The sequence below is a fragment of the Bartonella sp. SL320 genome (assembly GCF_059687635.1).
On sequence record NZ_CM185143.1, the window covers coordinates 378,586 to 399,210 of the forward strand.

Here is a 20,625-nt window from a genome sequence, read left to right on the forward strand (position 1 = left end):
CCGATGTTTTTGATGGATCACGGTTTAGAGAGCTTTGCCTCTTCTTTAATTGGGCTCTTTATTGGGGCGCGATCATCTTTTTGGGGTCAACCAGACGGTCATAATCTTCTCCAGAAACGCCTGCTTTAAGAGCTTCGGTGCGCAAAGTTGTATCATTTTTATGGGCAGCTTTGGCAATTTCAGCGGCTTTTTCATAGCCAATTTCTGGGGCAAGGGCTGTGACCAACATCAGTGAACGCTCCATGAGTGCGTGAATATGAACACGATTGGCACGCAGTCCTTGGACACAATGGAGATCAAAAGAGCGCATGCAATCCCCAAGAAGGGTAATGGATTGCAAGACATTATAGCCAATAAGAGGCTTATAAACATTGAGTTCAAAATGTCCTTGACTTGCAGCAAAGGTAACGCTGGTGTGATTGCCAAAAACTTGGGCTGCAACCATGGTCATGGCTTCACATTGGGTGGGGTTGACCTTGCCAGGCATGATAGAAGAGCCGGGTTCATTTTCAGGCAGACTTAATTCACCTAAACCAGAACGCGGACCAGAGCCTAAAAACCGAATGTCATTGGCAATTTTAAACAGATCCGCGGCGAGAGCATTTAAGCTTCCATGGAAATGCGCAAGAGCGCCATGATGCGCAAGTGCTTCAAATTTATTGGGTGCCGTCTTAAAGGATATCCCAGTGAGGGCACTGATTGTTTCGGCAAAGGCAACATCAAAACCTTTGGGGGCATTGAGCCCTGTTCCAACAGCTGTTCCACCTTGCGCCAGCATTTGAACATCGGTAAGGGCTGTTTCAATACGCTGAAGATTGGCTTCTAGAGCAACCCGATAACCTGAAAACTCTTGTGCAAGCGTTAAGGGTGTTGCATCTTGTGTATGGGTGCGGCCAATTTTAATGATATCGGCAAATTCTTCTTCCTTTTTCTTTAAAGTGGAAATGAGCGCTTCAAGAATGGGAAAGAGATGTTGGCGCGTCTGCAATGTGGTGGCAATGTGAAGTGCCGTGGGAAAAGAATCGTTGGAGGATTGACTCATATTGACATGGTCATTGGGATGAACGGGCTTTTTACTTCCCAACTTTCCTCCCAAAAGCATGCTGGCATGGTTGGCAATCACTTCATTGACATTCATATTGCTTTGCGTACCAGAGCCTGTTTGCCAAACAGAAAGGGGAAAATGCTCATCAAAAGCGCCAGAAAGAACTTCATCAGCGGCGGTAACAATGGCTTTTCCAATGTTTTGCGGGAGTTTTCCTTTGTCCATATTGACAAGAGCTGCGGCTTTTTTGATAAGGCTTAAGGCATAAATAATGGCAAGAGGCTGCTTTTCACTGCCAATATTAAAATTATGCAGAGAACGTTCAGTTTGTGCACCCCAATAACGATCTTGGCGTACCGCAATCGTTCCAAAGCTATCCGTTTCCTGACGTGTTTCAACCATGATTAAGATCCTTTTTTGTTCACGGGTTCTTAAAAAAGCTAAATAACGCGAAAGTACAAGAAGAAGCAAGATGTGGAAGCTTTATTTAAGAGAAATTATTTTATGGCTATCCTTGACATCGAGAAAGGCCGATTTTATATCTTGGATAGTGTTAGCACTCACATGTATAGAGTGCTAGCAAGAACTTTCTAAGATTAATGCAATTATGTTCAGTTTTAAGGATTTAAAACATGGCTAATATACAATTCCGCCCGCTTCACGATCGTGTCGTTGTCCGTCGGGTTGAATCTGAAAATAAAACTGCTGGTGGGATTATCATTCCTGATACAGCAAAAGAAAAACCACAAGAAGGCGAAGTTATTGCGGTTGGCAATGGCGCTCTGGATGATAACGGAAAGCGCGTGCCTTTAGAAGTCAAAACAGGAGACCGTATTTTATTTGGAAAATGGTCTGGAACTGAAGTCAAGATTAATGGCGAAGACCTCTTAATCATGAAAGAATCGGACATTATGGGAATTATGGGCTAATTGAGAAGCGCTCATTTTTTCATTCTTGTACTATTGTGAAAAAAACTCCAAGGAGAAATTAAATGGCTGCTAAAGAAGTCAAATTTGGCCGTGAAGCGCGTGAGCGTTTGTTGCGCGGTGTCGACATCCTTGCTAATGCGGTGAAGGTGACACTCGGCCCTAAAGGGCGCAATGTGGTGATTGATAAATCATTTGGTGCGCCGCGCATCACAAAAGATGGTGTATCCGTTGCAAAGGAAATCGAACTGGAAGATAAGTTCGAAAATATGGGTGCGCAAATGTTGCGTGAAGTTGCTTCTAAAACCAACGATATTGCTGGTGATGGAACCACAACGGCAACAGTTTTGGGACATGCTATTGTGCAAGAAGGTGTTAAAGCCGTGGCTGCTGGTATGAACCCAATGGACCTTAAGCGCGGAATTGATGCTGCTGTTGATGAAGTGGTGGCTAATCTTTTCAAAAAGGCTAAAAAAATCCAAACTTCAGCAGAAATTGCACAAGTGGGAACCATTTCTGCGAATGGTGCGGCTGAAGTCGGTAAAATGATTGCAGATGCCATGGAAAAAGTAGGCAATGAAGGCGTCATTACCGTGGAAGAAGCAAAAACTGCTGAAACGGAATTGGAAGTTGTCGAAGGAATGCAATTTGACCGCGGCTATCTTTCTCCTTATTTTGTTACAAATGCGGAGAAAATGGTTGCTGATCTTGATGATCCTTACATTCTTATTCACGAAAAGAAACTGTCTAATTTGCAATCCTTACTTCCAGTTTTGGAAGCTGTTGTTCAGTCTGGAAAACCCCTTCTTATTATCGCTGAAGATGTGGAAGGCGAAGCTTTGGCAACACTCGTGGTTAACAAGTTGCGCGGTGGTTTGAAAATTGCGGCTGTAAAAGCACCTGGATTTGGTGATCGTCGTAAAGCCATGCTTGAAGATATCGCTATCTTGACCTCTGGACAGGTTATTTCTGAAGATGTGGGTATTAAGCTTGAAAATGTCACCTTGGATATGCTTGGACGCGCAAAGAAAGTGAATATTTCTAAAGAAAACACCACCATTATTGATGGTGCTGGACAAAAGGCTGAAATTACCGCACGCGTTAATCAGATTAAAGCGCAGATTGAAGAAACAACTTCTGACTATGATCGTGAAAAATTGCAAGAAAGACTGGCTAAATTGGCTGGTGGTGTTGCTGTTATCCGTGTGGGTGGTGCAACAGAAGTTGAAGTGAAAGAAAAGAAAGACCGTGTGGATGATGCATTGAATGCAACACGGGCAGCTGTGGAAGAAGGTATTGTTGCTGGTGGTGGTACCGCATTGTTGCGTGCAGCAAGTGCGTTGACCGTTAAGGGAAGCAATCCTGACCAAGAAGCCGGTATTAATATCGTGCGTCGTGCTCTTCAAGCACCAGCCCGTCAAATCGCAACCAATGCCGGTGAAGAAGCAGCGATTATCGTTGGCAAGGTATTGGAAAATAATGCTGACACATTTGGTTACAACACCGCAACCGGTGAATTTGGTGATTTGATTGCTTTGGGAATTGTTGATCCTGTGAAAGTGGTGCGTTCTGCTCTTCAAAATGCGGCGTCAATTGCAAGCCTTTTGATTACAACAGAAGCAATGGTTGCTGAAGTTCCAAAGAAAGATGCTCCAATGCCTCCAATGCCAGCTGGTGGAATGGGTGGAATGGGCGGAATGGATTTCTAAGTTCTTTTCCCTAGAGAGAATAAAGAAACGGGTCTTTTTGACCCGTTTTTTTTGTCTATTTTTTTGTTTCTCACATTTTTTGTAAATCTTTCAGGTAGAAAAGAAGACTCCAATACTCCCTCTTTGTTTTCTATCTCTCATGGTTTTTTCCCTATGGTCCTTAATATATTACGGCTCTGCTGCTTCCATGAATAGCAGGTCCATCCTTTCTATTTGCATATTTTTCTCGACCATCTTCAGATCCGTTATTCTTCTTATAAAGCGCACTTTCTTACGGTTTATTTTACAGTTCCACATTTTTACGATTTTACAAATTTACAGAAAAAAAGCAAATTTTTTCTCATCATCATGGTCATTATCGTCATCATCATTCCAGTCATCAAAAGTTATTGATTTGCATTAATTTTATTCAAATCACAACAAGCGTAAAGTGAGATAAGGAATATATTACGGTTTTTGACGCCCTATTCTTGTCGAGCATATTCACGAAGTTGTTTTAAAGAGACATTGTGCTTTCAAGTCCATTTATCGGTGGGGATTGATGTGCAGGGGGGAAGGTGTCGTGGTACGAGGGCTGGTGAGTGGTACGGGGGGTGGTGCGTGGTGCGAGGGTTTGTGCGTGGTATAATGCCCCTATGATGTGTATGAAATTTATAGAGCACGGATCTCTTGAATGCTTGTCAAGAAATAAGTGAGTACCATTACACGCGTTTGGGGCTGTTACATTGTACGGGGGTGTGCATGGTGCGTAGTGTGAGAGGGTGTGCGTGATGCGAGGGCTGGTGTGTGGTGTGGGGGTGTTGTGTGGTACGAGGATCGATGGTGGTTCAGCTTCCTTCAAATCATAATAAGTATAAAATGAGCGCGTAAAAACAATATATTACGGCTTTTGACGCCCTATTCTTGTCGGTCATATTCACGAAGTTGTTTTAAAGAGACATTGTGCTTTCAAGTCCATTTATCGGTGGGGGTTTGTGTGCAGGGGGTGGAGGTGCATGGTACGGGGGAAGGTGTCGTGGTAGGAGGGCTGGTGCGTGGTACGAGGGCTGGTGAGTGGTACGGGGGATGGTGCGTGGTGCGAGGGTTGGTGCATGGTATGGGGGTTAGTGTGTCGTGCGAGGGTTTGTGCGTGGTGCGAGAGTTTGTGTATGGTATGGGGGCTGGTGCAGGGTTTAGTTTTCTTCAAACCATGACAAGCGTAAAGTGAGAGTAGAAATATACTGCCCCTATGGTTCTTAATATATTACGGCTCTGCTTCCTCCATGAATAGCAGGCCCATCCCTTCCATTTGCACATTTTTCTCGACCATCTTCAGATCCGTTATTCTTCTTATAAAGCGCACTTTCTTACGGTTTATTTTACAGTTCCACATTTTTACGATTTTACAAATTTACAGAAAAAAGCAAATTTTTTCTCATCATCATGGTCATTATCGTCATCATCATTCCAGTCATCAAAAGTTATTGATTTGTATCAATTTCCTTTAAATCATAACAAGTGCAAGATGAGGTAAGGAATATATTACGGTTTTTGACGCCCTATTCTTGTCGGTCATATTCACGAAGTTGTTTTAAAGAGACATTGTGCTTTCAAGTCCATTTATCGGTGGGGGTTTGTGTGCAGGGGGTGGAGGTGCATGGTACGGGGGAAGGTGCGTAGTGTGGGGGGGGTACGAGGGTTGGTGCCGTGGTGCGGGGGAAGGTGTCGTGGTAGGAGGGCTGGTGCGTGGTACGAGGGTTGGTGAGTGGTACGGGGGATGGTGCGTGGTGCGAGGGTTGGTGCATGGTATGGGGGTTAGTGTGTGGTATGGGGTTTGTGCGTGGTGCGAGAGTTTGTGTATGGTATGGGGGCTGGTGCAGGGTTTAGTTTTCTTCAAACCATGACAAGCGTAAAGTGAGAGTAGAAATATACTGCCCCTATGGTTCTTAATATATTACGGCTCTGCTTCTTCCATGAATAGCAGGTCCATCTTTTCTATTTGCGCATTTTTCCCAACCTTCCCAGATGTGTCATTCTTCTTATAAAGTGCACTTTCTTACGGTTTATTTTGAAGTTTCACGTTTTTACGATTTTAAAAATTTACAGAAAATAAGCAAATTTTTTTCTCATCATCATGGTCATTATCGTCATCATCATTCCAGTCATCAAAAGTTATTGATTTGTATCAATTTCCTTTAAATCATAACAAGTGCAAGATGAGATAAGGAATATATTACGGTTTTTGACGCCCTATTCTTGTCGGTCATATTCACGAAGTTGTTTTAAAGAGACATTGTGCTTTCAAGTCCATTTATCGGTGGGGGTTTGTGTGCAGGGGGTGGAGGTGCATGGTACGGGGGAAGGTGCGTAGTGTGGGGGGGTACGAGGGTTGGTGCCGTGGTGCGGGGGAAGGTGTCGTGGTAGGAGGGCTGGTGCATGGTGCGGAGGTTGGTGCGTGGAGCAGGGGGGTGGTGCGTGGTAGGGGGGCTGGTGTGTGGTATAATGCCCCTATGACGTCTATGAAACTTAGAGAGTATGGATCTTTTTAATGTTTTTAAAGAAATAAGCGAGCATCATCACACACGTTTGGGGCTGTTACATTTTTGCCTGCTCTAAAATGTTGTGACAGCTTTCAAGGCTTTGAGGCGATTTTAGGAGAGATATGTCTTTTTTTCTATCGTTTTACACAACCCATCTCGTTTGTATGATTAAGCAATTTCTTATGGCTCTACACGTGGGGAGTGTTGAAATATTTAAAGAAAATAAAAAGGCCTTTTATGAAGAGTTTTATGAAAAGGTTCAAATAATCAACGTATTGGGGTGTCACAAACGGTTTTTATATAAATATAAATATTGGGGATGGGCAAAGGGTATTTGATCTTTTTTTAGCGTAAAGAGGGAAGTGTATGCTTATAGGCAAGATGATCGTATGCTGGTGTTTAGGATGTTCTTCTTTAAAAAAACTTTTAATGATTATTAAATTCTGCGGTGTTTTGTGCAAGAGGATAAAATTCTTTGGGTATCAATAGGTGATTTAAAAAGTGTGCACGTTGGCATGATCATTTTCCAAGATTATTTTATGTGTCCGTTTAAGTTTTTTTACGCATGCGTTTTTTAAAAATCGCTTTTAATGTCGCTAGAATTAATAAATGCCATTAGAATGCCTAAAATTTGTTTCATCATGGCGTTTGTGAAGCGTGTGAAATGGCTCATGAGACGTGAAAAATCATCAATAAGGTCTCCGTTTTTTCAAAAAATAACGGAGGGCTTTAAAAGATTGGACACGTCTCATGTTTCATTGTTTATTGTGCTTATTTTAGAATTGAATATTCGATTTTTGTGTAAAAATATTGATTAAGGCATCCATAATACGTGAAAAATCAAGCGCTAATAAGAAAATGATGAATATAACCCATTTCGTATAGCGTGACATGACTTTTATACTTTTATAAGTCATAATAATTTCCTGTAGAATTTCTTTTTCCTTTTCTGTAAGCTCTGTTTGTTTTTTAGCCATGTTTCCACCCACACAAGCCTTCCCCTTGTTTGTTATGTTTTAAAATATCTCTGGCGAGATTTGAGCTGATGTTTTTGAGATCTGTTTTGTCTAAATAAATAGGCAGCCAACCAACGCAAGATGAAGGCTCATTGATTGTTTTTATGGCGCAACCAGTTGCTAAGAGCAGCACGCACATCAGCGTCACTTTTTTGATTAATGTCATTTTCCACCTCTAGCCGTGTTGTTGATGATTTTAGTATTTTTTCTATTTGTTTTTGCTGTTCAATCTTTTTTCCAAGCCTAAAAGCTTTTGCTAAAGCGATAAAAAAAGCGGTCAAAACCGCTCCTGTCATCATCAGATTTTTTTTCAGCCATCCTATCATAAACGTTGCTCCTCAAAGCGTTTTGCGACAAAGAAAATGCCAACACCGGCGGCTAAAACCATAATGGTGGCCAAGGCCCATTGGATGGGACCATTGCCGGCCAATAAGCCACCAAGTCCAGAAAAAGAACCAATAATGGGGGTTAGCGCTTCTGCTTTGAAAAATCCTATGGGGTCTTTCGTTTCCACGGTGTGATAGTTGGAAGCAACATAAGCCCCTTTTACCCATAAGCCCGCTTCTGCTGCACGACGGTGGACAAGACCGTGAAGACGTTTTCCGCCTGCTTTGGTCCATTTTTGTAATTCAGCAGGGACGGCTTCATATTCGCCGTTATTAAGCTTTTTAAGCAAGGTTGACTTACAAAAAGCCGTTGTTCCTACATTATAGCAAAACGATACGAGAGCAGCGAATTGTTCATCTGTTAAGGAAACCGTCACATTTTTTTCAACGGTATTTTCAAATTGTCTTAAATCTTGAGAAAGAATTTCTTCGGCTTGTTTTTCTGTGATGATCATGCCCTTATGAATAAACGGTTTGCCAGCCTTACTGGTATGGCCATAACCGATTGTCCACACCCCGATGGCATCTTGATAGGCTTGTAAACGTAAGCCTTCCCATTGTTTAATAAGTGCAAGTCCTGTTGATGATATTTTTCTCATTTGCTTCTCCATAAAATAAAGCCTCACATTGAAAGTGAGGCTGAGTTGATCGATTAAAAATGTGTTTTTCATCTCTTTGAGAAGAGACGTAAAACTTTAATGAAATCAAAGAGTTGGTTATGATGTCTCCAGTGGGCATCTTAAGGGATAGGGGGATTGTTTGTTATGTTTTTCCTTGACTGATGGTTTCGTGTTGGTTTTGAGAGCTTTGTATTGGTTTTGTCATGGAGTCTTGTGGGGGCGGGCTTTGCATTGGGTTAATGGATAAGTAAGTGTGGTCCATGGCGGTTTTGTTGGGGTTATGAGTGCTGTTGGTGAGTGGAGCCCGTGGTGTCTTTCGAATTACTGGTGGTGTGTGACGGATGAGATGATGATAGATAGAGGGGGTGATGAGAGGGAACTGCTGTGGTTATCGCGGGGTGGGAGTGTGAGGGGCGTTGTGGCTGTTTATTGGCTCTTATCTATAAATTTTTTCCATAAAGGTTGTATTGCGTGTCTTATTTTCTTCTTTTGAGAAAAGAGTCCGTGGTGAAAAAGGAGCAGTGGTTTTTTAAGGATAGGGGCATTATTTACGGGAGAGAGGGGAGATGATATTTTGGCTTGGTTTGTTGAGAAATTCATGTTGGTTGCACAAGGGCGGGTGTATCGTCATGGTTTTTTGTGGGGGATATGGCTGTTTATGGGGGCATGGCTGTTTGTGGGGAGATGTGAGGGGATGGAGGCATGGGTTTGACGTAAGAGGAATCTTTATGAAATTTTAGAGGGCCCTGTGCGTGCGGGTGAGGTGGTGCGTATTCATTGTGGTGAGGGGTGGATGTTGGGGAAAAATTGCGGGAAGGGGCTGGATGATAATGTTTTTTCTTGGCTGATGGTTTGGTTTTGAGATTTCCTTCGTGTGCTGGTTTTGCATGGAGGCTTGTTGGTGTGACAAGTGTTGGGTTGAGGTACGATAAGTGTGGTCCATGGCGATTTTGTTGGGTATGGAGGTTTTTGAGATACAGCAATCCCCCCTAGAAAAATGGAAGAAGGCTTTCACTGAAGGAAAAAGCATCAAATATTTTAATCAACCCTGTGTTCTGTATTGTCAAATAGTCTTATTGCTAATAAAAGCTTTGGGTTAATAAGAGCTTTAGAATTTTCAGACACTTTTAAGAGGGGCTGGTTTTGATAGGACAACGGTTTTTTTTGTTCTTAAGAGGTCAACGGCTTATTGTTTTTGCGTCTTGCCTTTTTTCAAATAGAATATTAAAAAAAACAGAAATAAAGAGTGATAAAAGCACATTATGCTCTGCCATAAAGCCGCAGAGTTTCATTCTTTATGAAGAGGAAATAACGTCAACGATATCATCAAAGACACTTACATCATCAGCGATTTGTATTCCGTTATCCTTTTTCTGTGGGGAGAAACTGAGACCATTCTGCTCTCAGATTGAACTAAGTTTTTTTCAAATCTCTCGGTGAGGGTTTCTTGCTTTTTGTTGACTTTTTCATGCACTGCTTCTGGATTGGCTTTTAGATATTGATCAAGACGTCTTTTTCCTTGTGCATGTTTATAAAATGTAGCGGGAAGATAGGAATCTAACTTTTCAGCCGGTAAGGCGGTATCTGGTTTACATAAGACACCTTTAATATTATCCGTGTGCATTTTTCCTAATTTTTCAGATTCAAGATAAAGTTTTTTAGCAAGCGCTAAACTAAAGATCCCACATTCAGAAGAGCTTCGTTGAATATCCATTTCTGCCATGGCAAAAGAATAGGGAGGCAGTTGAAGACATTGCAGGGTTTGATTGATTTTTATTCCTAGTCTTCCAGCACTAATATTATTGAACGTTGTCGGTTCAAACATGATTAAAGAGATTTTGTCATCAACAATTTTATAATCCATTGCCGCAAAATGAATTCTGCTCCCTAGATTGATAATAAATCGGGAAGATTGTGCTTTGTGCTCAACGGTTTCTTTGAGCGCGTAGGTCAAGTCTTCTGCTGTAAGAGCCAATTTCAGATTCATTTCTGGATATTTGCGGTTTGCTTGTTCGACAAGAGCGGGCATCAGTCTAATATCTGTATCTTCATAATCCGCAAAAACCCAACGACCTGTGACAAGATCATCTTCTAAGCCTGCAATAATAGCTTTTAACTCTTCGGAATGAGGAGCAACATTTTCTTCCTCTTGGAGAGAATGTTGCTTTAAACGAGCGATAAGACTTTCTAAGGATTCATTTTCAGCTTCAGCTGCCCCTTCTTGTGTTTTTGTAGCTTCTTGTGCGCTTGCACTTGCGGGGGCACTTCTACCTTCTTGCGTTGGTGATAAACGAGGGGGAGATGAATCTTCTGGCTTCATGATATGAAACTGTGTGTTTATATACTTTGAGAGGCAATATTATTTTCTTCCATTTGGGCTAAATAATGTTTTGAAAGAAATATTTTGTCTCTTGAAAATTAAGGAAAAAATCTTTTTAAGCTGTTTTTATAAGTTTATAAGAAAGCGTGGGGGAAGCTTTTTTAAAACTTGCGTGCTTTCTGTTCCTTCAACGTTTTAACAGATGCGCTTTAAAATAGGTTGATTTTGATAGAATAGAATAATGACGCTTTCTCTTTAAGAAAGATGTTGTTTGCTGTTTTTGTTTTATAAACGGAAAAACTGCTTTGCGTGAGAGCAATTTTAGCTCTCAAGCAATATCGCTTTCTTTTTATGAAGAGACTTTAAGTATTGATTACATCATCAGAGATTTGTATTCCGTGGCTCTTTTTCTATGTTGTGAAACCGAAACCATTTTTCCCTCTTTTTCCTTTAAGTTTTTCTCAAACCTTTCGGTGAGTGTTTCGTGCTTTTTGTTGACTTTTTCATGGGCGGCTTCTGGATTGGCTTTTAGATATTGATCAAGACGTCTGCTTCCTTGTACGTGTTTGTATAAACGAGGGGGAAGATAGGGATCTAACTTTTCAGCCGGTAAGGGTGTGTCTGGTTCACATAAGACACCTTTAATATTATCTTTATGGAGCCTCTCTAATTTATGAGTTTCGAGATAAAGCTTTTTGGCAAGCGCTAAACAAAACATCCCACATTCAGAAGAGCTTCGCTGAATATCCATTTCGGCCATCGTAAAAGAACAATTAGGCACTTCATGCGCTTTAAGGGCCAATTGTGTTCTTAATGCGAGAACTGCTGGTTTCATACTGTTGAGTGTTGTAGGTTCAAAAAATATTATGGATGTTTGGTCTTCGATAGTTTGATGGTCAATCACTGAAAAATGGATTCCTCTATCCTTTGTGTAAATGATAAATCTGGAAGATTGAACGCCATTTTCGAGTGTGTCTTTAAGTGCAAGAGCAAAGTTATGAGATGAGTCTACTAATTGAAGATTCATGTCCGGATATTTGCGGTTTGCTTGATCGACCAAGGCTGGCATTAGTTTAAGATCTGTACTTGCATAATCAGCTTTAAACCAGCGGCCTGTTTCGATGTCTTCTTCTAAACCGACAATAATATCTTGTAACTTTTCACGATTGAAGGGGATATTTTGCTCTTTTTCGTTGTTGGGCTGTTCTAAATGGGTCGCAAGATTTCCTGTAGCACCACTTGCGCTTGCGCCTTCTTGTGTTGGTGATGTATGAGGGGGGGGATTTTTTGAATCTGCTGGTTTCATGAGATGAATCTCCGTGGTTCATGATCGGGAGACAATATTATTTTCTTCCATTTGGGCTAAATAATGGTTGGAAAGAGCCTTTGTCTTTTGAAAGATGAAGCGATGAAGGTAGGGTGTCGTGCTTAAAAAGTTTTATGAGAAAATGCCAGATCTTTTCAAAAATACTTGCAAAAATTATTGTGCTTTTGTGTTTTCTCTAAAGCCTTAAAATAGGGGCTTTAAAATGGGATGGTCTTGATTGAATCACAATGTTTAATCTTTTGTCTTTACGGGGTTTAATCTTTTGTCTTTACAGAGGTTGTTGGCTTACTGTTTTGCGTCTTACAAACAGAATACTTTACAAACAGAAATGAAGCGTGACAAAAACACATTCAGCCGTAAAGCTACAGAGTTTCATTCTTTATGAAGAGGAAATAACGTTTATTACATCATCAGAGATTTGTATTCTGTTATCCTTTTTCTGTGGGGAGAAACCGAGACCATTTTGTCTTCTTTTTCCTTTAAGTTTTTTTCAAACCTTTCGGTGAGGGTTTCTTGCTTTTTGTTGACTTTTGCATGCGCTGCTTCTGGATTGGCTTTTAGATAGTCTTCAAGACGTCTTCTTCCTTGTGTGTGTTTGTATAAACTGACGGGAAGATAGGAATCTAACTTTTCAGCCGGTAAGGGCGTATTTGGTTCACATAAGACACCCTTAACATTATCCGTATGCATTTTTCCTAACTTTTCAGATTCAAGATGAAGTTTTTTGGCAAGCGCTAAACTGAAGATCCCACATTCAGAAGAGCTTCGCTGAATATCCATTTCGGCCATCGTAAAAGAATAGGGAGGCAGTTGACTATCTTGAAGAGCTTGATTGATTTTTATCCCAAGTTTTCCAGCACTAATATTATTAAAGGTTGTCGGTTCAAACATGATCAAAGAGATTTTGTCATCAACAGTTTTATAATCTATCGCTGCAAAATGGATTCTGCTCTCCAGATTGACGAGAAATCGGCAAGATTGCACTCCGCTCTCAACGGTTTCTTTGAGTGTGGAGGTAAATTCGTCTGCTGTAAGAACCAATTTCAGATTCATTTCTGGATATTTACGGTTTGCTTGTTCGACCAAAGCGGGCATCAGTTTAAGATCTGTATCTGCATAATAAGCATTGAGCCAACGACCCGTGACAAGATCATCTTCTAAGCTTGCAATAATGGCTTGTAATTCTTCAGAATGAGGAGCAATACTTTCTTCTTCTTCTTGCGGAGCATTGAGTTGTTCTAAACGGGCTAGAAGGCTTTCTAAGGATTCATTTTCAGCTGCCCCTTCTTGTGCGCTTGCGCCTTCTTGTGTTGGGGATAAACGAGAGGGGGATGAATCTTCTGGCTTCATGATATGAATCTCCGTAGTTAATGATCGGGAGACAATATTATTTTCTTTCATTTTGGCTAAACAATGGTTGGGAGAGCGCCTTTGTCTTTTGAAAGATGAAGCAATGAAGGCAGGGTGTCGTGCTTAAAAAGTTTTATGAGAAAACGCCAGATCCTTTCAAAAATCCTTTCAAGAATACTTGAAAAAATTATTGTGCTTTTGTGTTTTCTCTAAAGCCTTAAAATAGAGGCTTTAAAATGGGATGGTCTTGATTGAATCACAATGTTTAATCTTTTGTCTTTACGGGGTTTAATCTTTTGTCTTTACAGAGATTGTTGGCTTACTGTTTTGCGTCTTACTTTCTTTCAAACAGAGTATTTAAAAAAAATAGAAATGAAGCGTGACAAAAGCACCTTCAGCTGTAAAGCCGCAGAGTTTCATTCTTTATGAAGAGGAAATAACGTCAACGATATCATCAAAGACAATTACAGCATCAGAGATTTGTATTCCGTCGCTCTTTTTCTATGTTGTGAAACCGAGACCGTTTTTCCCTCTGTTGTCATTAAGCTTTTCTCAAATCTCTCAACAAGAGTCTCTTGCTTTTTGTTGACTTTTTCATGCGCTGCTTGTGGATTGGCTTTTAAATATTCTTCAAGACGTCTTCTTCCTTGTACGTGTTTGTATAAACGGGAGGGAAGATAGGGATCTAACTTTTCAGCCGGTAAAGGCGTATCCGGTTCACATAAGATGCCCTTAATATTATCTCTATGGAGTCTTTCTAATTTTTCAGCTTCGAGATACAGCTTTTTGGCAAGGCTTAAGCTAAACATTCCACATTCAGAAGAGCTTCGTTGAATATTCATTTCGGCCATGGCAAAATGAATAGGAGGCCCTTGATAATATTCAAGGGCTTGTTGTGTCCTTAATGCGAGTGATCGGGGAAGGGTGTCACGCAGTAAGGTTGGTTCTAAAAAGATCAAAGATGTTTGACCATCAATCGTTTGATGATCAACAACCGCAAAATGGATACCGTTATCGTACGCATTAACGATCAATCTGGACGATTTTACACCGCTCTCAAGGGTATCTTTAAGTGCAAGAGCAAAACCATCAGGGGGGGTGGTAAGTTTAAGATTCATCTCTGGATATTTACGATTTGCCTGGTCGACCAAAGCGGGCATCATGTAAAGATCTAAAACATCATAATAGTTTTTGATCCAACTTCCATCGGCATTATGCTGTTCTAAGCCTGCAATAATATCTTTTAATTCCCTACGATTGAAAGGGGTATTTTGTATTTTCTCGATGTTAAGCCGTTCTAAATGTGCTGCAAGGCTTTCTAAGGGGTCATTGGTATGCGTCTCTTCTGGTGTCTTTGCAGCTTCTGGGGCACTTGCTCCTTCTGGGGCGCTTGCTCCTTCGGGGAGTGGTGAATGAGAGGACAGGTTTTTTGAATCTTGTTCTTTCATGATATGAACCTCCTTGGTTACAATGGAGAGACAATATTATTTTCTTACATTTTGGCTAAACAATGTTTTGAAAAAAAGCCTTTGTCGTTTGAAAGGAACAAGGTCTCTGTTCGTCATTTTTATAAGAAGAGCTCATTTTTATACCCCATGGAGAAATTTTTGAGTTTTAAAAATCCGTGTGTTTTTTTACGGCTGTAAAATCTTTCAAGGCGGTAAAAAGTCTGGATGCATTGACGGTATCTTTATGGTTTCAGTTGCTTTTATGGCATGGCGCATTTCAATGGGAAGACAACAGTCTATTTTCAATAATTCCCTATTTTTGATCGTTATTCGTGTGAAAAAAGAACATCATACAGAACAGCAGGGATATATAATGATGCCTCTTTTTTAAAAGCTTCTTTTGATTTTTTTTAAAGATGTTTCATCATAGGGTATCAAATCATCCTATTGATACCGTCAAATATTGTTCTTTTAGTTATGATATAAGGCAAGCCTCTTTGAAATGTTTTTAATATTTTAAAAGGTATTGTTGTTTGTCGCATGGCTGTTGATTGGCTGCTGTCTATAAAACCTTCTCCTAAAGGTTTTGTTGTGTGTCATATTCTCTTTTGAAAAAAGGGGCTGTGGTGCGAAAGAGTTAAGTGTTTTGCAGGGGAATAGGGATTGTTCGAGAGGGCTTCTACGAGATGATGAGTGATTGGTTTTGAGACCTGGTGATTGGGGGGCTGTCGTATAAGCTGGTGTGACGGATAAGATTTTTGCCAATAGAGCTGTTGCTAGGGGGATGAGTGTGGTTATTGTGGAGACGGTGTGAGGGGGTCGTGTTTAGGCTTATTGATAGGTGTTTTAAGTTTGCAAGTCTGGTGAAAGGGTAGGCTTTATGTAGAGTGCAATGTTCAGGTTGTCTGCGACATTACCTATTGGAGGCAACGTGTGTGGTGGGGGCGGCGGTGTGGTATAACAGAGGGGTATTTTGAAGAGAGGGCTGTTTTGTTCATGCTTGTACTGTCCTTTGAGGGAGCTGTCTTTTTTGATATATTGAAGTGTTTTTTATGATGTGGTGGATTGTGTTTGGCTTGTTTTTAGTAAATGCTTATCATGAGAAAACGCTAAGGGGGGAAAGGTTTGTGGATTGTTAGTGCACCTTGAGACATCCCTTTTTCATGATATCGGTTAAAAATCCTTTTCCTTAGAGGGATGGGGTGCAGGCTAAAATATGCTACGTGTCAACACGAGAGAGCGATCTTATTTCTGAGCATGTATTGTTTACCGCTTCTGTGATGTATGGTAACAGTATTTTATGGGGATATTTTATGGTGGTGCTGGGGTATGGGAGCTTCTATTGAAGATTGTTTCTTCTAAATATTTTACAATTATATGGTGGTTAGTGACATAAAAGAAAAACAACTTAAAACAAGCAAAAGGCCCCTTAAAACAATAAAATTTCATACACCCATATATTTCGTACATGCGCATATATTGCTATACACCTTCATATATTGATTGCTGTATAATGGTATATATTGTTGTACAATTCCATATATTCTTGCAAAACACACTGTTTTATAACAGATTTTACCACAATATCAGGCTTTGCTTAAGTTTGTAACAATACAAAAACTGATCAACAATATCCAATAGTTATCTTATACGTTAACGATTGATCTCAAAGATTTCATGTCGTTTTCGAGCATTGCTTTGAGTGCAAAAGCTAAGCCTTTAGGAGGCATTATACGTTTAAGATTTACGTGAATAGATTTAAGATTTCTGTGATGACAAGCTTAAGGCTTATTTAATGATGAAATGAAGACACAAATACCCCTTTACCGCACCTATTATTAAATACGATTTTTCATATTCTGTCAACAAAAAACAGTAATTTTTCCTTCTTATCGCGGAAAAAAAATTGCCAGAAAAAAGCTCATTTAAAGCTCATTTATTGACTGTGCAGCACAATATACTGTCTTACAGGGGAATGTTTTTTAAATGCGGTAAAGGACATTTTTTCTTTTGTGAAAAGAGGGAGGCACAAGAGGTGGGGGATGATATAGGGTGGTGAAACGCTACCGGGTGGTTTCCTTTTATGGAGGACATGAAACCTTTGGTTGGCAGGTATTGTGGGGATGACAGATGTTGGGGTGATTGCCAAGGCGTAGATTATGCGGTTGTGTTGGCAACTGGTGCTGGGATGGCTATCGTGTGAACGGGGGCGTGATGGGGTTGGTTTGTCAATGTTGGTATGGGGTGGTATGGGGCGGTATGGGGCGGTATGGCTGGGGGGTAAGGTGATGGTGTTTTCTTTGGTTTAAAAGATCATGCTTGTCATTTTATAAAAACTGCAGGGTGTTATAATAACTTTTTTCTTCATTTATAATGAAAAAACCAAATATCGTAAAAACTTTTCATTGAAAATCTATGCTGTAATCACAGCCATGTTTTTTGTCCGTCCTTTAAGAGAAAGAAATCTATATTAAAATTGTATAAGCAAAGATTCAAAAGGCCTATAAGGAACTGTCTTAAATGTTAAGGTTGTGGAAACCTTATTATTGGGAAAACATGTATGATAAAGGTGGTGTGTTGCAATAGAGGCGATAGGGAGAATGTTTGACGAGGGATAGGGTCTGTTTGGATAATTTCTGAAACGGGCAGAAAGCTTGAATTTTGGAAGAATATAAAGTTTTAAAGATCAAATTTACGATCATTTTTAAAGTTAGCTTTACAGTTTGTAAAAGTCTTTAGAGCCTATGTCCTTTACATCAATAAAGAGAGTGTATGGTCTCACACTTTTTTTCACGTATCTTTTGGGAGGACCACACCTTGCATGTAAAATAGAATGCCTCCCATGAAATATAGGTATGTTGCACATTCACGAGCTTGTTTTAAAAGACACCAAATCTATTTCATGGCACTGATCATCAATAGACGAATTTTATGGCGCCAAGCATGCATGGACGGGAATGCCTCTATAAATACTATAAAGTCTATAGCGTTTCCCCTCTTTACGCATCATAAAAAGAGCAAGCTGATACCATCATACATCTTTGTCCCCAATGTTATGTTTCCTCTGGAACTGCTCGACTTTTCATAAAATGTATGTTTTTTGGGTCAATGTTACCCACACATGAGCCCTACTTGTGGTGTGCAAGCGATATGATTTTGCTTGTTTTTAAGATCAACAGATTTGAAATGAGAAAAACTTACGATACTCAGCGCTCTCATTCAACCTGAATAACGTTAGATTGGCATCATAAATGAATGTGTTATCTTTTATTCATGCTCGTATTGTCTTTTTATTTTTTGAGGGTGGCTGCTTTGACCGGTTAATGGTGTTTTTAAGAGCGGGGGCTTGTCTTTAGGCTTGTTTGTGGTGTGGGGTTTTTTATCTGTAAAATGGATGAGAGGGGAGGTTCTTTGTGGAACTCAAGTGTTTAGGTTATGGCGATCGCTTCATTGAGGGAAAACATGTATGATAGATGTCGTGTGTTGCAATAGAGGCGATAGGGAGTAGGGCGATAGGGGGAATGTTGGCTGTTTGCAGAGAGGGAACTCGTCTTGTTCATGCCATAAAGTTTTTTTTTGAGGGTGGCTGCTTTGACCGGTTGACGGTGTTTTTGAAGAGCGGGGGCTTGTCTTTAGGCTTGTTTGTGGTGTGGGGTTTTTTATCTGTAAAATGGATGAGAAGGGAGGCTCTTTGTGGAACTCAAGTGTCTAGATTTGTTTGTTTACGGGTGTGGTTTTGAGATGTTCTAGCCTTTGAAAGGGGGGGGACAGTGCGTGTTTTTAGCGAAGCTTCTTTTTGTTAGAAAGGCTCTTTTTGTTAGAACAGTCAAAATGTTTATAAAGGGCATCAAGAATAATGCGCAGTGAACCAACAAGCGTTGGCAGGGGTTGATCTTCTATCACAAGATATTGTAATGCCGCATGAAAGTTGTGTTGACGATGCTGATACTGAGCTTCCTTAATTGCTGCTTGCATCTCTTCATAGTGTTGTGTTGCTCTTTCAACCCATTGCTTTTTGGCTTTCTCATCACAGCTACTGTGCTTAAAGCCGTCATAATAGCCGTTTGGTAAACCTTTGGCACATAAATAGTCGTTTCTGATTTGTAAGTATTGTTGTGCTGTGTCATATTGCTCTTTACTGATACCGGATGAATCTTCTTTATAACCAAGCAAACAAAGACGCCCAATATAGGTTCCCACAAGCGGGTTTTTGGCTTCTTCGAAGCTTAAACCAAAGTGTTTTGCACGCATTTCAATAGCTGATTGATGGGCTGATTGAGACGCAGAGTTGCGAGGGCTTTTGGCACGCGAAATACGGCCATTGGGTTCTCTAAGTTTACCTGTTATTTTCGGTCTACCGCGTTTTTTACTTATTTTCATGAACTTAAACCATTTGAATGAAAAATAAACTGTCTGTTGTTGGGGGACAGGGAATGTAAAAAGCACTGAAGAAAATATTAGGGGGAACAATACTGGGGAAGCATACTAGGGAGGAGAAAGTACTGGGGGGGATGTAAGCCGTTGCAGAGCAAAAAATAAATGAAGTCTTTAAGCACAATGAGGTGAAATATTATGGGAAGTGAAACGTTATCGGCAAGTAGAAGGTTATGGGACGTGTAACGTTATCGGGAAGTGGAAGGTTGTCGGGAACAGCAACGCTGTGGAGTAAAAAAACATTTTTTAAGAAGCCCCCCTTTTTTTGATGTTATCTGGAATTATTTTTCCTCTATTCTGCTTACTTTTTATTGATTGCCAATTATTCGCTTTCTAAAAATTTCTCAAACCTTGCTGGAAAAAGTGAAAAGAAATGTTTGTCAAATGTAAAAAATAAAGTTTCATGGAGCTTTCCTTATCTTTTGTGGTGTTTTTTTTCATAGAGTTATTGGGGAAACTATTAGAAGGAATGATTAGGGGAGATTATGGAGCATTAGGCTTTATTTATACGCACCCTTTTTTACGCGCCTTTTTTACGCGTACTTTGTAGAAATTTTTCAATTTCTCCTTTGATTTTTACTTCTCCTTTGAAAAGATATTGTTTTGTTCTTAGGGGTTATTTGGGGGGTATTCTTGAATGCTCTTGTAGGAGGATATTTTTGTAGGGGAACTTTATTCTTGTTTTTTCTTCTTTTCTCTTTTTTCCCTGTTGTCTTGTTTTTCTTCTTATTTTGTTGTCTTATTCTTCATTCTTACGTGCTGGAGCAAGAAGTCTGCTCCACATCAGACTGTTCAGCATGTTACTCTCTTTTATAACTTTTCCTTTATAACCTCTCTCCTTTATAGAGGATTTTATCCCTTTATAAAAGGACTTTATCTGCAGGCGCTGCGTGGTATTTTATCTGCATGTTTCGTGGTTAAGAGCTGTAAAAAACAAATTTATCCACTTTCCTTATTGTAACATAAGATAGGCTTTATTTTCAAATAAAATATCGTGTGTTGGCTTAAAATAAAGGGGAAGCGGTCAGGCTGATCTGGTTGGTGATAGGGTTAATGATCTGGTCGGTGATGTTGTTTGGTGATCTGGTTTGGAATCTTTCTTTATCTATCCTTTATAGAGAATAAAATATAGAAAATAAAAACTCTGTTGCTGTTTTTATGGATCTTATTCATGATAAAGAGGCAAAACGAAAAGAGGCTGAAATGTCATCTAAAGTCAAAGAGATTTTCTCTCAACAGCAGTTATTTTGATAGGGGGAAAGGAAGGTATCAAGGCGGGAGAATTTCGGTTAAGAGATAATATATTTATTTTTTATTAAAAAAATTTAAAGAATAGGTTGAAAATTTTTGTAAAGATTACTATAGGTTTCTATAATGCTAAAAGTAGCTCAGGTCTCCAGGTGCCTCAGGTCTCCAGGTGCATTGTATTTGGATGTGAATCGTATTTGGTTGATTTATCAAGGTAAAGGGGGCAGTGCAAAGAGGGGCTATGCATTTTGGGGTAGCCTTTTGTTTGTGTAACAAG

18 protein-coding genes are annotated in these 20,625 nt (G+C 40.0%); 8 read left to right on the forward strand and 10 right to left on the reverse strand.

From position 1 onward, the window contains the following. Positions 1-58: 58 nt before the first annotated feature. Entirely contained in the window at positions 59-1,447 is a 1,389-nt protein-coding gene (gene fumC / locus AC6ER8_RS01525) for a class II fumarate hydratase (RefSeq protein WP_497078759.1), read from the reverse strand. Between the two features lie 230 nt (positions 1,448-1,677). Between fumC and groES the strand changes: the two genes are divergently transcribed. The 5 genes from groES to AC6ER8_RS01550 all read left to right on the forward strand — a co-directional run bounded on the left by groES (position 1,678) and on the right by AC6ER8_RS01550 (position 6,208). Next, positions 1,678-1,974 carry a co-chaperone GroES gene (groES, locus tag AC6ER8_RS01530; protein WP_005774667.1) on the forward strand — a complete coding sequence of 99 codons (297 nt, stop codon included), beginning with the start codon at positions 1,678-1,680 and terminating at the stop codon, positions 1,972-1,974. 62 nt (positions 1,975-2,036) lie between these two features. Continuing rightward, positions 2,037-3,680 carry a chaperonin GroEL gene (groL, locus tag AC6ER8_RS01535; RefSeq protein WP_497078761.1) on the forward strand — a complete coding sequence of 548 codons (1,644 nt, stop codon included), beginning with the start codon at positions 2,037-2,039 and terminating at the stop codon, positions 3,678-3,680. A gap of 940 nt (positions 3,681-4,620) precedes the next feature. After that, positions 4,621-4,887, forward strand: coding sequence for a hypothetical protein (locus AC6ER8_RS01540; RefSeq protein ID WP_497078763.1), 267 nt, complete (start codon positions 4,621-4,623; stop codon positions 4,885-4,887). 376 nt (positions 4,888-5,263) lie between these two features. Then, positions 5,264-5,563 (forward strand): hypothetical protein, encoded by a 300-nt coding sequence (locus AC6ER8_RS01545; protein ID WP_497078764.1) that lies wholly within the window; start codon positions 5,264-5,266, stop codon positions 5,561-5,563. A gap of 444 nt (positions 5,564-6,007) precedes the next feature. Further along, a complete protein-coding gene (locus tag AC6ER8_RS01550) occupies positions 6,008-6,208 on the forward strand; it encodes a hypothetical protein (RefSeq protein ID WP_497078766.1) in 201 nt (66 codons plus the stop codon). Between the two features lie 767 nt (positions 6,209-6,975). Here the strand turns inward: AC6ER8_RS01550 and AC6ER8_RS01555 are convergent. Genes AC6ER8_RS01555 through bgtA form a run of 4 tightly spaced genes read right to left on the reverse strand, consistent with a single transcriptional unit; the run spans position 6,976 to position 8,200 of the window. Then, complete coding sequence (locus AC6ER8_RS01555) at positions 6,976-7,176, reverse strand: hypothetical protein (RefSeq protein ID WP_497078768.1); 201 nt, start codon at positions 7,174-7,176, stop codon at positions 6,976-6,978. After that, positions 7,169-7,381: a hypothetical protein gene (locus AC6ER8_RS01560; protein WP_497078770.1), complete on the reverse strand. Its 213-nt coding sequence runs from the start codon at positions 7,379-7,381 to the stop codon at positions 7,169-7,171. Before AC6ER8_RS01560 ends, AC6ER8_RS01555 begins: the two co-directional genes overlap by 8 nt. Next, on the reverse strand, positions 7,305-7,541 hold the full coding sequence (locus AC6ER8_RS01565; protein WP_497078772.1) for a hypothetical protein: 237 nt from the start codon (positions 7,539-7,541) through the stop codon (positions 7,305-7,307). The genes AC6ER8_RS01560 and AC6ER8_RS01565 overlap by 77 nt, the downstream gene beginning before the upstream one ends. Beyond that, positions 7,538-8,200 (reverse strand): gene transfer agent endolysin BgtA, encoded by a 663-nt coding sequence (gene bgtA / locus AC6ER8_RS01570; protein WP_497078774.1) that lies wholly within the window; start codon positions 8,198-8,200, stop codon positions 7,538-7,540. Before bgtA ends, AC6ER8_RS01565 begins: the two co-directional genes overlap by 4 nt. A 274-nt stretch (positions 8,201-8,474) precedes the next feature. Between bgtA and AC6ER8_RS01575 the strand changes: the two genes are divergently transcribed. Both AC6ER8_RS01575 and AC6ER8_RS01580 read left to right on the forward strand, forming a co-directional pair. Next, positions 8,475-8,714, forward strand: a complete 240-nt coding sequence (locus AC6ER8_RS01575; protein ID WP_497078776.1) for a hypothetical protein — start codon at positions 8,475-8,477, stop codon at positions 8,712-8,714. 81 nt (positions 8,715-8,795) lie between these two features. After that, positions 8,796-8,933: a hypothetical protein gene (locus AC6ER8_RS01580; protein ID WP_497078778.1), complete on the forward strand. Its 138-nt coding sequence runs from the start codon at positions 8,796-8,798 to the stop codon at positions 8,931-8,933. Positions 8,934-9,557: 624 nt separating this feature from the next. Here AC6ER8_RS01580 and AC6ER8_RS01585 read toward each other — a convergent pair. The 4 genes from AC6ER8_RS01585 to AC6ER8_RS01600 form a co-directional block, all read right to left on the reverse strand. Then, positions 9,558-10,541 carry a YopJ/AvrA family T3SS effector serine/threonine acetyltransferase gene (locus AC6ER8_RS01585; RefSeq protein WP_497078780.1) on the reverse strand — a complete coding sequence of 328 codons (984 nt, stop codon included), beginning with the start codon at positions 10,539-10,541 and terminating at the stop codon, positions 9,558-9,560. A 373-nt stretch (positions 10,542-10,914) separates the two neighbouring features. Beyond that, a complete protein-coding gene (locus AC6ER8_RS01590) occupies positions 10,915-11,847 on the reverse strand; it encodes a YopJ/AvrA family T3SS effector serine/threonine acetyltransferase (protein WP_497078781.1) in 933 nt (310 codons plus the stop codon). A 423-nt stretch (positions 11,848-12,270) separates the two neighbouring features. Beyond that, the gene (locus tag AC6ER8_RS01595) at positions 12,271-13,218 is read right to left on the reverse strand and encodes a YopJ/AvrA family T3SS effector serine/threonine acetyltransferase (RefSeq protein ID WP_497078783.1); all 948 of its coding nucleotides are present in this window, start codon (positions 13,216-13,218) and stop codon (positions 12,271-12,273) included. Positions 13,219-13,682: 464 nt separating this feature from the next. Further along, the gene (locus tag AC6ER8_RS01600) at positions 13,683-14,666 is read right to left on the reverse strand and encodes a YopJ/AvrA family T3SS effector serine/threonine acetyltransferase (protein WP_497078785.1); all 984 of its coding nucleotides are present in this window, start codon (positions 14,664-14,666) and stop codon (positions 13,683-13,685) included. A gap of 2,159 nt (positions 14,667-16,825) precedes the next feature. Between AC6ER8_RS01600 and AC6ER8_RS01605 the strand changes: the two genes are divergently transcribed. Continuing rightward, on the forward strand, positions 16,826-16,975 hold the full coding sequence (locus AC6ER8_RS01605) for a hypothetical protein (RefSeq protein WP_497078787.1): 150 nt from the start codon (positions 16,826-16,828) through the stop codon (positions 16,973-16,975). 1,471 nt (positions 16,976-18,446) lie between these two features. Here AC6ER8_RS01605 and AC6ER8_RS01610 read toward each other — a convergent pair. Further along, the gene (locus AC6ER8_RS01610; RefSeq protein ID WP_497078789.1) at positions 18,447-19,046 is read right to left on the reverse strand and encodes a hypothetical protein; all 600 of its coding nucleotides are present in this window, start codon (positions 19,044-19,046) and stop codon (positions 18,447-18,449) included. Positions 19,047-20,625: the final 1,579 nt, after the last annotated feature.